The 13,236-nt window shown below is 40.0% G+C and carries 16 protein-coding genes; 5 read left to right on the top strand and 11 right to left on the bottom strand.

What is annotated here, in order from left to right; genetic code table 11:
• Window positions 1-27: 27 nt before the first annotated feature.
• The 3 genes from ftsW to glsA all read right to left on the bottom strand — a co-directional run bounded on the left by ftsW (window position 28) and on the right by glsA (window position 2,783).
• Window positions 28-1,239, bottom strand: coding sequence for a putative lipid II flippase FtsW (gene ftsW, locus NSQ34_RS07040; RefSeq protein WP_046310843.1), 1,212 nt, complete (start codon window positions 1,237-1,239; stop codon window positions 28-30).
• A gap of 210 nt (window positions 1,240-1,449) precedes the next feature.
• Window positions 1,450-1,731 (bottom strand): YlaN family protein, encoded by a 282-nt coding sequence (locus NSQ34_RS07035; protein ID WP_003212509.1) that lies wholly within the window; start codon window positions 1,729-1,731, stop codon window positions 1,450-1,452.
• 122 nt (window positions 1,732-1,853) lie between these two features.
• Window positions 1,854-2,783 carry a glutaminase A gene (gene glsA, locus NSQ34_RS07030; protein ID WP_342501059.1) on the bottom strand — a complete coding sequence of 310 codons (930 nt, stop codon included), beginning with the start codon at window positions 2,781-2,783 and terminating at the stop codon, window positions 1,854-1,856.
• Between the two features lie 120 nt (window positions 2,784-2,903).
• Between glsA and NSQ34_RS07025 the strand changes: the two genes are divergently transcribed.
• The gene (locus NSQ34_RS07025) at window positions 2,904-3,386 is read left to right on the top strand and encodes a hypothetical protein (protein WP_061109794.1); all 483 of its coding nucleotides are present in this window, start codon (window positions 2,904-2,906) and stop codon (window positions 3,384-3,386) included.
• 15 nt (window positions 3,387-3,401) lie between these two features.
• On the opposite strand, the gene NSQ34_RS07020 is transcribed toward NSQ34_RS07025, so the two are convergent.
• A complete protein-coding gene (locus NSQ34_RS07020) occupies window positions 3,402-4,724 on the bottom strand; it encodes a PhoH family protein (protein WP_070325787.1) in 1,323 nt (440 codons plus the stop codon).
• Between the two features lie 140 nt (window positions 4,725-4,864).
• Between NSQ34_RS07020 and NSQ34_RS07015 the strand changes: the two genes are divergently transcribed.
• Window positions 4,865-5,482: a YhcN/YlaJ family sporulation lipoprotein gene (locus NSQ34_RS07015; RefSeq protein ID WP_034281647.1), complete on the top strand. Its 618-nt coding sequence runs from the start codon at window positions 4,865-4,867 to the stop codon at window positions 5,480-5,482.
• A 99-nt stretch (window positions 5,483-5,581) separates the two neighbouring features.
• Window positions 5,582-5,815, top strand: a complete 234-nt coding sequence (locus NSQ34_RS07010) for a YlaI family protein (RefSeq protein WP_223250959.1) — start codon at window positions 5,582-5,584, stop codon at window positions 5,813-5,815.
• A 31-nt stretch (window positions 5,816-5,846) separates the two neighbouring features.
• Here NSQ34_RS07010 and NSQ34_RS07005 read toward each other — a convergent pair whose 3' ends face one another.
• Window positions 5,847-6,170: a YlaH-like family protein gene (locus NSQ34_RS07005; RefSeq protein WP_003210819.1), complete on the bottom strand. Its 324-nt coding sequence runs from the start codon at window positions 6,168-6,170 to the stop codon at window positions 5,847-5,849.
• Window positions 6,171-6,224: 54 nt separating this feature from the next.
• Complete coding sequence (typA, locus tag NSQ34_RS07000) at window positions 6,225-8,063, bottom strand: translational GTPase TypA (RefSeq protein WP_041084955.1); 1,839 nt, start codon at window positions 8,061-8,063, stop codon at window positions 6,225-6,227.
• A 113-nt stretch (window positions 8,064-8,176) separates the two neighbouring features.
• On the opposite strand from typA, the gene NSQ34_RS06995 reads away from it, so the two are divergent.
• Window positions 8,177-8,356: a DUF5325 family protein gene (locus NSQ34_RS06995; protein WP_034281645.1), complete on the top strand. Its 180-nt coding sequence runs from the start codon at window positions 8,177-8,179 to the stop codon at window positions 8,354-8,356.
• Window positions 8,357-8,631: 275 nt separating this feature from the next.
• Window positions 8,632-9,267 carry a hypothetical protein gene (locus tag NSQ34_RS06990; RefSeq protein WP_034281643.1) on the top strand — a complete coding sequence of 212 codons (636 nt, stop codon included), beginning with the start codon at window positions 8,632-8,634 and terminating at the stop codon, window positions 9,265-9,267.
• 42 nt (window positions 9,268-9,309) lie between these two features.
• Here NSQ34_RS06990 and NSQ34_RS06985 read toward each other — a convergent pair whose 3' ends face one another.
• From NSQ34_RS06985 to NSQ34_RS06965, 5 genes are all read right to left on the bottom strand, one after another.
• Complete coding sequence (locus tag NSQ34_RS06985) at window positions 9,310-9,606, bottom strand: zf-HC2 domain-containing protein (protein ID WP_061109793.1); 297 nt, start codon at window positions 9,604-9,606, stop codon at window positions 9,310-9,312.
• Entirely contained in the window at window positions 9,603-10,121 is a 519-nt protein-coding gene (locus NSQ34_RS06980; protein WP_061109971.1) for a sigma-70 family RNA polymerase sigma factor, read from the bottom strand. Before NSQ34_RS06980 ends, NSQ34_RS06985 begins: the two co-directional genes overlap by 4 nt.
• Window positions 10,121-10,384, bottom strand: coding sequence for a hypothetical protein (locus tag NSQ34_RS06975; protein ID WP_070325785.1), 264 nt, complete (start codon window positions 10,382-10,384; stop codon window positions 10,121-10,123). The genes NSQ34_RS06980 and NSQ34_RS06975 overlap by 1 nt, the downstream gene beginning before the upstream one ends.
• Window positions 10,374-12,299: a hypothetical protein gene (locus tag NSQ34_RS06970; RefSeq protein ID WP_176967457.1), complete on the bottom strand. Its 1,926-nt coding sequence runs from the start codon at window positions 12,297-12,299 to the stop codon at window positions 10,374-10,376. The genes NSQ34_RS06975 and NSQ34_RS06970 overlap by 11 nt, the downstream gene beginning before the upstream one ends.
• A 111-nt stretch (window positions 12,300-12,410) precedes the next feature.
• Window positions 12,411-13,217, bottom strand: coding sequence for an inositol monophosphatase family protein (locus NSQ34_RS06965; protein WP_070325783.1), 807 nt, complete (start codon window positions 13,215-13,217; stop codon window positions 12,411-12,413).
• Window positions 13,218-13,236: the final 19 nt, after the last annotated feature.

Raw genomic sequence — 13,236 nt, 5'->3', positions numbered from 1 at the left:
GAAATGAAAACTGTACACTTTTGTTTTCTAAAGATTCAAAGTTTTCTGCAATCCATTTTTTTCAACCGATGGTTTGCTCATTGATTTTTTCTTTTTATAACGCTCTTTATATTCAGTAAACATGCTGATATTCAGCAGCATTCCCATACAGATGCTAAGTAAAATGATAGACGATCCCCCGTAGCTGATAAACGGAAGTGTCACCCCAGTAATTGGAATAAGACCTGAAACACCGCCTAAATTGATACAAGTTTGGATCGCAATCATGGAGGAAATTCCTATTGCAAGCAAACTTCCAAACGGATCTTCACACTTTCTCGCAATATAAAAACCTTTCACGACGATGAAACCAAGAAGAGCGAGAACAAAAAACACGCCGAAAAAACCAAGCTCTTCTGAGATAATTGCCATGATAAAATCTGTGTGCGGTTCTGGAAGATACCCGTACTTTTGAACACTTTCCCCTAGACCGAGTCCAAAAAAGCCGCCTGATCCAATCGCATAATATGAATTAATCAATTGATGCCCAGTAGCCCCTGCATCTTTAAATGGATCTTGGAAACTCTCAAAACGTCCGAGACGATTTTGCGTGAAAATTTTATCCCAAAAAAGAATAATAAACGGGGTCACGACGACCATCACTGCACTAAATAGCGCCAGCAGCTTCGCAAGCGTTTTGCCGCTAAAGCCTGAGCATAAAATCATCGCAAGGGCAATCATGCCGATAATAAAGGCTGTCCCATAGTCTGGCTGCAAAATGATAAATCCGCACAGGATAGAGACAATCACGATTGGAGGCGTGACACCTCTTAAAATATGATCAATATAATGCTGCTTTTTGGCATACACCGCAGCAAGATAGATGATGACGACAATCTTCACAAATTCAGCTGGCTGAAGACTAAAAGGGCCTAATTTGATCCAGCTTCTTGCGTTCCCTGCAACATGACCGAGAAAGTACACATAGATGAGGGAAAAAACTGAAATCAGCAGCATACCAATCTGGAATTTCTTATTTGAAAACAGCTGATATGGAACTAATGCTGTAAAGATTAAGATGGCTGCTCCAACAATCATAAATAAGAGCTGTTTCTTAAAAAAGTTATCTGGCGCGGCATCGTATCTGATAACAGATGTAATCATACTTGAGCTATATACCATAACCAAACCGAATGCGCTGATTAAGATGATGGCGAACAATAATGAGTAGTCATACGATTTTAGCATTCTCTTTAACATATAATCCTCTTCCTAACGTCTGTTTCTACTGCTTGATATCTTCTTAGCTGTTCTTATTCTACTACATTTTCTCCGTTTGATCCCGTTTTACCTCTTTTATATTGTTCGTCATTCATGAAAGAATCAAGTCCGTTTGCCGTCAATCCATCAAAAGAAATGAGAGGACAAAAAAACTCAAACCTATGTTGTGGAAGTTTGAGTTTTCAATCGTTATTTTTTTGTGAACGCATCATGAAGTGCGGAAAGCTCTCTCTCAAGTTTATCGAGTAGTTTCTTGCCTTCATGTTGATCAACTAATCCAAGCCGGACAGCAAAATCAATCTCCCTCGATAATCCGAACATTTGAGTATCTAAAACCTCTTCATAAAGAGGACATTGCGGCATCGTTAAGTTGTCCATTTGCACTTGGATCAATTTTAAAATTTTATCTGCATCCAATTTTAATAAAGCCAGTGCTTTTTGCCGATGATCGACTAAAATTTCTGACGCCAAAAGTATCCCTCCGTTCCCCAGGCGAGTACCTAATTCTTCTATTTATCATAAAGCGAAACGCCCAAAATTGCAAGCAGATTTGTACAGTTCGCTTTGTAAAAATAAAAAGAAGACATTCCTCATTAAAAGATACTCATCTCATATTTTTCACTCATGAGCTCAAGCAGCTTAATCCCAGCAATACTATTCCCTTTTTCATCCAGTGCAGGACCGAAAATTCCGATCCCAAAATCATATGGTGCCGCTCCCATAATCCCGCCTGAAACACCGCTTTTAGCAGGTATGCCGATATTAATGGCAAATTCCCCGCTTGCATTATACATGCCGCACGTCACCATAAAGGTTTTACAAATTCTAGCGACATCTTTTGAAAGAATTTGCTGGCCCGTCTCTGGATGTCTGCCATCTAATGAAAAAACACAAGCAATTTTCGCCAAATCTAAGCTGTTCATCATGATGGCGCATTGTTTCGTATACACGTCCATGACCTCTTCTACGTTCCCTCTAATAATATGATATTGCTTCATATAATAGCACATAGCCCGGTTAATCATCGATGTCTCAAATTCGGATGCCGCTGTCTCTTTGCAGTATGTAATGCTTTTATCATTTGCGAGCTCTCTAATAAAGCCAAGCAGGCGGTTCAGCTGATCTTGCGGAGTCGCTCCTCTTATTAAGCTTGTGACTGCAAGCGCTCCTGCATTAATCATTGGATTCAGCGGCTTATTCGGACTTGCTGTTTCCAGCTTAATCATTGAATTAAACGGATCACCTGTAGGCTCTTGTCCAACAAATTGGAAGACTTTTTTTGGCCCTTCTTCTGAGAGTACGAGCGCAAGGGCTAATACTTTAGAAATACTTTGCAGGGTAAAGCGTTTATCTACATCTCCTGCCGAGTGGCAAGTATTACTCACATGGTACATAGCCACAGATAAATCCGTCTGATCCGCTTTGGCGAGAGCGGGAATATAGGATGCTACTTTGCCATCTTTGGCCACTTTTTTTGCTTCTTCTACAAATCGCTGAAGCTCTTCATTGTCGCGACATGCCATGCCCAATATCCTCCCTATGTTTCATGTACGATTAGTGTGTACAAGGAGAAGCATGTTTATGAAAGTGACAAAGCAGGAGAAAACTTCTATAATTTATGATGGAAAGGGGTTGTCTTGAACATGAGCATCATTCAAATTAAGGGAAACGTAAAGTACAAGATCACCATTGATCCAAGTGTATGGATTTTTGATGACCGCAAATTTTTAATGGATTCATTTTTTGAAAACAGCGCAGCAAATGAAGAAAATCAGCTGGATCAGGAGCTTGACCAAGAGCGGGTGATCAGAGAAGGTCAAACACTTCCACCCACTTTAAAAACAGAGAAGAAGTACGAAAAGGAAAGACTCGTCACAGGCAGCTTCGGAATGAAGCTGGGTGATATGCTGAAAAATGCAGAACCGCTTGAACATGCAGCTACATGCGAATTTGTCACAGAAACAGAGACAATTGCTGTTCCGCTTTCTCAGGCAATGGAAAGCATTGCACACTTCAGCCAAAATGGGAAGCCGATGACTGAAGAAGGACCAATCCACGTTTATTTCGCAGATCAGTCCAACCTCACTCAGCCGATAAAAGGTGTCAAAGAGCTCATCATTACATAAGACAGAGGGTCTGGACTACAGCAAATCAGCTGCAAGCTGTGCAAGTCCAGACCTTTCTCCTTTGACAAGCTTGACATGTCCAGATATTTGCTGACCTTTGAACCGCTCAATGACATACGTAAGCCCATTATTTAAGCTGTCTAAATAAGGATGATCAATCTGCTCCGGGTCCCCCATCAGCACAATTTTACTTCCCTCTCCGACGCGCGTTAATAATGTTTTCACCTCGTGTTTCGTTAAATTCTGCGCCTCATCAATGATAATAAATTGATCAGGGATACTTCTTCCGCGGATATACGTTAAAGCTTCGACTTGAATAGAACCAATACCCGCCAAAATCGCATCAAGTTCACCAGGTTTTTTTGTATTAAATAAAAATTCCAGGTTGTCATAAATCGGCTGCATCCATGGTCTGAGTTTCTCTTCCTTTTCACCTGGCAAGTAGCCTAAATCCTTGCCGACAGGAACAATGGAACGGGCTACGATCAGTTTTTTAAACATGCCGAGATCCTCTGTCTGCATTAATCCGGCAGCAAGTGCAAGCAGTGTTTTACCAGTACCCGCTTTTCCGATCAATGTCACAAGCGGAATATCACGGCGCAATAGCAGCTCTAGGGCCATCGTCTGCTGAACATTTTTCGGACGGATTCCCCAAACATGCTCTTGATCATAAATGAGGCGTTTCACGTGCTCTGCCTTTTGATCAAGCATTCCTAAAGCAGAACCGCCTTCATTCCCCTTCATAATGACAAATTGATGAGGGTTTAATGGTGCACTTGTGACTTCTTTTATCGGCAATAGACTTTGCTTATAAAATGTATTCAATTGCTCGGTCGGAATATAGAGCTCATGATAGCCGTTATCAATGTCTTCGTTTTGCAGCACACGGTCACTTAAGAAGTCCTCTGCCTGAAGACCTATCGCATCTGCCTTTACCCTGACTAAGACATCCTTACTGACCAAAATGACAGGCCGGCCGTGAGGCTTTGTTTCTTCCTCTAAGCTCAAATTTTTCGCGACCGCTAAAATCCGATTATCGTTCGTTTTTTCAATAAAAATTTCTTGAAGCTCATGGAAAGAGCGATGATTCAGCTCGATGCGCAGCGTCCCTTTTGACTCTAGCGTAATTTTTTCATGCAGTTTCCCTTTCGATCTCAAACCGTCGATTAAACGTGAGACGCGCCGGGCGTTTTGCCCAACCTCGTCCATGTATCTCTTTTTCGAGTCTACTTCTTCTAACACAACGGCCGGAATGACGACTTCGTTGTCTTCAAATGAAAAGATTGAATTCGGATCCTGTAATAACACATTTGTGTCTAATACATAAATTTTACTCAGGTCCTTCGCCTCCTGATCGGGGTTTCATTCATCCTTGTCTTTCCCAAAACGATTGTTAAAATATATGTTTTCATGAATAAAGTTAGAAGGTTAATTCAACAATAAAATAAATCATGCAGTTTGTGAAGGAGGGAATTTAGATGCGACTATTTTTAACATTATTCATGATTCAAACGATCATTCTGTTAGGCGCTTGCCAGCAGCAGGAAAAGCCAGAAGCGCTGGACAAGCAAGATGGACGCCAGCACTTAGTACGGGTGTCAGACTCATCCAAGAAAAAGACAAATCAAGCCCGCCCATCTACAGATGTTGCGCAGCATCTTGTCAATGTGACAGAGCATGTAGCAGATGTCAATGATGCAACGGCAATTGTCATCGGCCGCTATGCTGTTGTTGGTATTGATGTAAAAGATGATTTAGATAGAAGCAAAGTAGAAACCATTAAATATTCAGTTGCAAAAGCGCTGAGAAATGACCCTGAAGGTGCAAATGCTGTTGTGGTTGCTGATCCAGATACAGTCAGCCGTTTAAAAGAAATGGGCAAAGAAATCCAAGCAGGCCGTCCGGTAAGCGGTATTATGGACGAACTGGCTGCCATTGTCGGCCGCGTGATGCCAGAGATGCCGAGAAATGAGATCGAGCGTAACGAAAAAGACCCGACAAATGATCCGAATAATCAGCTCAAAGAACAGGATCAAAAGCAGTTAGAAAAAAATCAAAACGACCAATCAAACCATCATATGAATCAGAAGAAATAATGAGAACGGCTTATATCTCCTGTGATATAAGCCTTTTTCTACGCTGATTTTAAGTAGCTGGAAAACATGCTATAATAAATGCAATAAAGTGAGGTGAAAATGATGAGAGTGAAGTGCTCATTATGTGAAAAGCTTGAAACCATTGATGATGATACACTTGTTGCTAAACGGTTAAGAAACCGGCCAATTCATACATATATGTGCGATGACTGCCAAGAACGCATTAAAATAAAGACTGAAGCCCGCATCAAAACTGGCAGATTCTCTCTTTATCAGGATCCTGCGACGAAAGAGAAAAAGAAGAAAAAAGGAAAGAAAGAACAAAAGACATAAAAAAAGACCTGACACATGTTCAGGTCTTTTTTTACGTATTAACTGTTCCTTCTTTTTTCGCACGATGCAGCCGTATTTTATAAATAATCAAAATGGCAGCTGCCACAACCAGTCCTTCCGCTACTGGAAGGAAGATACCTAGAAATGTGAGAAACGTGCAGCCAAAAATCAAAAACAAATAAATCACGAGCGCTTTTAAAATCGGTAAGCGTCTTGCAAAGCCGAGCTTAAAAACAATAATCGCTAAAACAAGGATGGTGCCATATAGGAGCCACATCCCTGTTTGCGGATTTTCATCGACACGAAACAGCATCGCGAAAAAGGATAGATTTTCACTTACTTCCTGATCATTCAAAAAGATTCCCTCCCCTTATCTTTCAGGGTTCTATCTTTTTAATTCTTCATGGAATTAAGATAATCCTGCTAGCTTTTTCTTCTTCGCTGCTTTCTCACGTTCGTTTTTGTCTAAAATTTTCTTTCTAAGACGAATTGATTCAGGTGTAACCTCACAGTATTCGTCTTCATTCAAGTACTCAAGAGATTCCTCAAGTGACATAATACGAGGTTTTTTCATGCTAACCGTTTGATCTTTCGTCGCTGAACGTACGTTTGTTTGTTGTTTCATACGGCTTACGTTTACAACAAGGTCATTCTCACGATTATGCTCCCCAACAATCATCCCTTGGTATACTTCAGTACCCGGCTCAACGAAGATCACACCCCGCTCTTCAACACCTTGGATTCCGTAAGCAGTCGCTTTACCTGTTTCCATTGAAACAAGTACACCTTGACGGCGTCCGCCAACTTGACCAGACTGCATTGGCTGGTAGCTGTCAAACGTATGGTTCAAAATACCAAAACCACGAGTTAATGAAAGAAATTCAGTTGTATAACCAATTAAACCACGTGATGGCACTGTAAAGATCAGGCGAACTTGACCGTTACCATTATTGATCATGTCAATCATTTCACCTTTTCTTGCACCCATTGATTCCATAACAGAGCCAGTATGCTCTTCTGGTACATCAATTTGAACGCGCTCTACAGGCTCACATCGAACACCATCAACTTCTTTTACAATAACTTCTGGCTTCGATACTTGTAATTCAAATCCTTCACGTCTCATATTCTCAATGAGAATGGATAAGTGAAGCTCTCCGCGTCCAGAAACAACCCAAGCATCAGGTGAATCAGTTGGATCCACACGAAGACTGACGTCTGTTTGAAGCTGCTGCTCTAAACGCTCTTCAATTTTACGTGATGTCACGTATTTTCCTTCACGGCCTGCAAATGGGCTGTTGTTTACAACAAACGTCATTTGAAGTGTCGGCTCATCAATACGAAGGATTGGAAGTGCTTCTTGGTGTTCTACCGGACAAACCGTTTCACCTACGTTGATGTCTTCCATTCCAGATACAGCGACAAGATCTCCCGCTTTCGCTTCGTTGATTTCCACTCGTTTTAACCCTTGGAAACCAAAGATCTTTGTTACTCGGAATTGTTTCACAGTGCCGTCGACTTTCATCAAGGCTACCTGCTGTCCTACTTGCATTGTTCCTCTGAATACACGGCCAATTCCAATTCTGCCAACATAATCATTGTAATCAAGTAGTGCCACTTGGAATTGAAGCGGCTCTTCATGGTTATCAACTGGGCAAGGAATATGGTTCACAATTGCTTCAAACAAAGATTCCATGTTTTCATCTTGCTTGCTCGCATCGTTACTTGCTGTACCATTGATTGCTGATGCATAGACAACTGGGAATTCAAGCTGTTCTTCTGTTGCATCCAATTCAATGAACAAGTCGATCACTTCATCAACTACTTCAGCCGGACGAGCAAAGTCGCGGTCAATTTTATTGACGACAACGATTGGTGTTAAGTTTTGCTCAAGTGCTTTTTTCAGCACAAAGCGTGTTTGAGGCATACAGCCTTCATAAGCATCCACAACGAGGAGTACACCATCTACCATTTTCATGATACGCTCAACTTCACCACCGAAATCGGCGTGTCCTGGTGTATCTAAAATATTAATGCGTGTATCTTTATAATGGATCGCAGTATTTTTAGCTAAAATCGTAATACCGCGCTCTCGCTCTAAATCATTTGAATCCATGGCTCTCTCAGCGATATTTTCATTCGCACGGAAAGTACCAGCTTGATGGAGCAATTGGTCAACAAGCGTCGTTTTACCATGGTCAACGTGGGCAATAATTGCGATGTTGCGAAGGTCTTTTCGAAGTTTCACATTTTCATCTCCTAAAATAATTAGATAACTTTCATATTATATCACAATCCCCTTTAAATGCCGATCGTTTTTCTGTAAACTTATATTAACTCTAAAAAAAGGGATGGAGACAAATGAAACAAATCAAATGGCTTCTATTATTATGTGCATTACTTGCAGTTGTCAGTATGGCGTTTATTGGGGTATCTCTTGCAGAAAAAAACATACTGGGTATATGTTTTAGTATCGTGTTCGCCATGATTTTCATGGGTACAGGATTTACATTAAAAAGAAAATTAAACGTGCAATCATAAAATTAGTTAAAAGCCTTTTACATTCTATATGTAGAAGGCTTTTTATTTTGAGTAAAAACAAGACAAATCACCTATGAAAGCTCCATTCATCAGACGGAACGTATCTTGAAGAATTGACAAAAGTAAGCAATCTGCACCCCTATATTTTTCGACAAGAACTTTTATAGTTCTCCAAAATCAAACAGAAAGTTACATTTTTCCTATTCTTCCACAAAGTTTCTCATGGTATGCTTTTCTTGCAACAAAATTTAACAGAAAAGGGAGAGAAAAGAAGCATGAAGAAGTTTTTGAGCAAATCGCTCAGCTCTGTTGTATTTTTCGCTTTAGCTATCATTCTTACTTTCACAACAGTAGCTCCTGGGCAAGCAAGCGCTGCAACTTTCAAAGGAATTCCTTTTGAACAGCAGCAAATCATTAAAGAATTATTGGAGAAAAACGAGCGTGTCATCAACATTCTCATCAATTCATTTGTTGAGGAAGACAACAGCTACACATTTGATGTGAAAAAAGCTGTTGAGCTCGGACTAACTGAAGAAGAAGCGGCGACTGCTGAGAAATTCTTAGATCGCGCAGCTGTTCTTACAATCGTTTTCAGTGAAAGCATCACTAAAAACGAAAAAGGGAAATTGGTTTTTGATGCAGCAAAAGCTGTTGAACTTGGTCTTACAAAAGAAGAAGCGGCTAAATTTGAAAAGCTTTTCAAATCAGTGATCAGAATTGCTGATCTTGCTGGTGATGCCCTTGTTCTAGACAAAAAAGGAAACGTTGTGATTGATTCAAAAATCGCAAAAGGTCTTGGATTCAGCTCTACTGAATTACTTGTTTTCAACCAAATGCTTAAGAAAATTCCTCAAGAGCAATTGAAAACGTTCTATGATGCAGTTCAAATTGCGAAAGAAAAATTAAGCTAATCTCAGAAAAACCCCCACCTGGTTCATCCAGATGGGGGTTTTTTATTTCAGCCAATAAAGAATGATCATCATGACGTACCCTATACCAAACGCGATACTTGCTCGATAAAGCAGCTTACCATAGTAGCGCTTTTCAAATTTTCTTTTTTCTTCCTTTTCATCTATATATGGCACGAGATCAGGAGCCTGTATAAGGGTTATTGGCTCTTTCATTTCGTGATAAAGGTGACGGCAGCTTTCGCAGGATTGTATGTGCTCTGCAACAATTTTATTTGTTTCTGCACTTGTGTCTCCCTCTATATAAAGTGGTAACAATTCTTCAATCAAATAACAGCTCATTTATTGAACTCCTCACAATGTAGCATTCGCTTCAGCTCTAATCTCGCTCGATGAAGGGTTGTTTTGACTTTAGATAAAGTCCAATTCAAAATTTCAGCTACTTCTTCATATGATAATTCTTGAATATCTCTTAAAATGAGGACATCCCGATATGAATCCTTCAGCTGATGAATATGATGCCACAGCCTTTCTATGTCGGCTTGTGTTTCGATGTAATCTTCTGGTGTTGTGAACGACTGCTGCTCTAAGAAATCCATTTCTTCTACGTTCGTAAAAGTCCATTTTATTTTTCGGCGATAGTCATTCACAAATGTGTGATACGCAATGGTATAAAGCCATGTTTTCATACTAGAATGTCCCTTAAAGGAGGACAACCCATGCAGTGCCTTCATAAATACGTCTTGCGCAAGGTCCTTGGCCGTTTCCATATTTCCCGTCCGGCGATATAAATATTTGGTGATTTCCTGAAAATATTCTTCATAGATTTTTTCAATTTGGTCGGCTGGTCTGGACATCAAAAATAAAACCACACAGTCATCCAAATCGATAAAACGATAAAAAAGAAGTATAACGAGTAAATAAACCCTTTCATGCGTTTTAACTCGTCATAGTCATTATGGCTTTCCATCGGCGCTGAAGACTGCTTTCTTCCCGCGGCCGTATGCTGAAATTGCTGTTCGTGTGCCTTCATCCAGCTGGCTGCCTCGGCTCCTAGATCCCCTTCTTGATACAGTTCATATAAGTCTTGAAAGATGGCTTGTTTTTCTTTATCTGTCAAAACGATGCACCTCTTTTGTTCGCCCATTCATTTCATAGATTTTATGCTCATTTGATCCGAAGGTTTGTATAATGACAAGCCATGAAATGTCGATGTTCCCTTCTTTGTCGATCATCCTCACAGGTTTTATTTGTTTTTTATAGATCGTATATGGTTTATACCTTTTAAGTACTTGCTGATAGACCCCCTCCCGATCTTGATTAGATACTGCGTGCGGGATTGAAGAATCTGCTTGTACTCTCAACTCAATTCCATCATCCCCTTTAAACAGATTGACGACATGAGAGGAGCGTTTAAATATATATTGTTTACTTTCACTAGTGCCTGTTACTTTTCTTACGTCTTTTGGCTTTTTCCCTATGATTTTTAACAAATCTTCATCGCTGACGTTCTCTTTTTTCTGTTGAAGAAACGCTTTTGACAACTTGAAGCTGATGAGTTCTTTTGATGAGCCATTAAACAGAAACTCCGATTGATCTTTTGTTGTGACCCTCACTTCATGCTGCCAATCATAATAAAAATCATCAATGCCTGTGATTTGATATACTGGCGGCTTTAGATTTAAATTTTGATAAATACTGTTGACCCTGTTTTTTATCTCAGTTTCTGTTAAACGGAAGCCGTCTATATCCTTTAATTGAAAGATGGCGTTTTCGTATTGCGCTTGTCGAAGGGTCCCTTTTTTCCAAGTGGCAAACGCAAAGCTGTCACGTTCATTCTGAGACATTTTTGGCAGAAGAAGAACATTCGTCTCTCCGTCCTCTTTTTTTACAGCTAATTGAATGCGCTGTAGATCGATTGACCGCCCGCTTCTTTCGAAAAATTCAATGGTTTTTTTCTTATATTCTTTATCGGTCAGTTCCTTCCCCTCTACACGACCTCGATAAGAATATCCGCTTAAATCGCCTGTAAACGCAGAAATATTCACTTCATACTGATCATCTGCAAACACGTAATGATAAGGGATAGGCTGATGACTAGCATTTAAATAAAGCGATTGATCCTCTGGTACAAATTTTGAAGCGAATGCTTTTGCACTTACTGCTGATAAAGGGCGATATTCTTCTGAAAAAGTATCTACCAGTTCCGTTTTGGTGAATTGGAGCATGGTATGAGGAATATTGACAATCGGGTTGAGTAATAGCAGAAAAAAGACAGCTATACAACCAGCGCCCCACTGCCTTAATCTCACCTTGTCCCGTAGTAAAGCAGATAACAAATCAATCGTCATAAAGCTTCCTGCCGCTGCTACTAAAATGACAATCGATTTAAATGTAGATTGAAGCTCATACTTCGAAATAGAAGGATAAAATATATAAAGCAAGGCTGCGAAAATCAAGATATAAAACAAAAGCAATTCCTTCCACTTCCAATGCCAAAACAAGCGAAAGAAAAGGTGGAGCAGCAAAGCGGCAAAGCAAGCCATAGCCAAAATGGTGATCATATCTCTCCATACTAACCCCGTATCACTGCTAAGAAAGAACTTTTTGCTTTCAGCAAACACAATAAACACTGTTTGACATAAAGGCAGAAGTAATACAGATAAATCAAAAGCAAAGAACATACCTTTATTTTTTAAATAAGGAAGAGTAATGACATAGTACAGTGATGCAAGCAAGACGTACCCATAAATGAGAAATTGCATGAAATCTGTCAGCACTTCAAATGTTTCGATCGTATACTGTCTAGACAGGACTTGGTGGATCATTTCAACTGTCATCCCGCCTAATAGCACTACTCTTAATACGATACCAGCATAGAATACATAACTACTCCTCTTTTCTTTCCATATGGGGAGTGTCACGAAAAGGACAAATAGTCCAAGTACACACCATTGAATGATGTGGATACTGTACTCATTTAAAATAAAATACCTTTCAAAATGGAGCGATAAATCACTAAACAAATCAAACATTGATACACAATCCTTTACATGAAATTAAGGCCTCATTCGTATAGACATTCGCCTTACCAAAAAGTTTCAGGAAAAACAAAAAATCACTTCATTCTCATGAAGTGATGTCGTTTATTTTTTATTTCCGCTTCCTTTTATGTAATCATGCAAGATTTTTTCACAAATGGATCGATTTCCAGCCACTATGCTGTTTTTGTCTAGGAACGTAAGACGTTCTCCGTGAATATTTGAGTAAACGGCCCCTACTTCATCAAGCAGCACGCAGCCCGCTGCATAATCCCACGGTGCAAGCCTTAAGGTGACATATGCGTCACTTCTGCCGCTTGCAATATAAGCAAGCTCAAGGGCAGCTGATCCAATCGTTCGTGTCCCTCTCACGTCACGCACTAGACGGGCAAATGGTTTGGCGTCAAAATAAGGACTTTCAATCGCCCATGTCGGATTAATACCCACAATGGCTTTTTCAATCTCCACATCTTTTAATGGAGGGAGCAGGATATCGTTCATATAGGCTCCTTCTCCTTTAATGGCATGGTAGAGCTCGTCATGAATGACGTCATAAATAAGACCGATTTTCCCCACACCATTTTCAAATATCCCGATTGAAATGGCAAAGTTGCGCTTTTGATGGACAAAGTTCATTGTGCCATCAATCGGATCAATGATCCACACAATTCCGTCGAGTGAGGTGACATCTTCCCCTTGTCCCTCTTCTCCTAAAATGTGATGATCTGAAAATGTCGACTGTATTTTTTCAATAAAAAAACGTTCTGTTTCTTTATCGATATTCGTGACTAGATCATTTGGATTTGATTTTGTTTCAATTGATAGACCTTCCTGCATGGACGCTTTAATACGGCTCCCTGCTTCTTTTACCCAGAGCTTTGCAAGACGGTCAATTTCCACCCAGTTTGTCATCAGATTGTAAACCTCTTTT

Origin of the sequence: Bacillus sp. FSL P2-0069 (genome assembly GCF_038593315.1) — a bacterium.
In the GTDB taxonomy this organism is placed as follows: Bacteria; Bacillota; Bacilli; order Bacillales; family Bacillaceae; genus Bacillus; species Bacillus safensis.
This window is presented reverse-complemented; position numbering and strand designations above follow the sequence as displayed.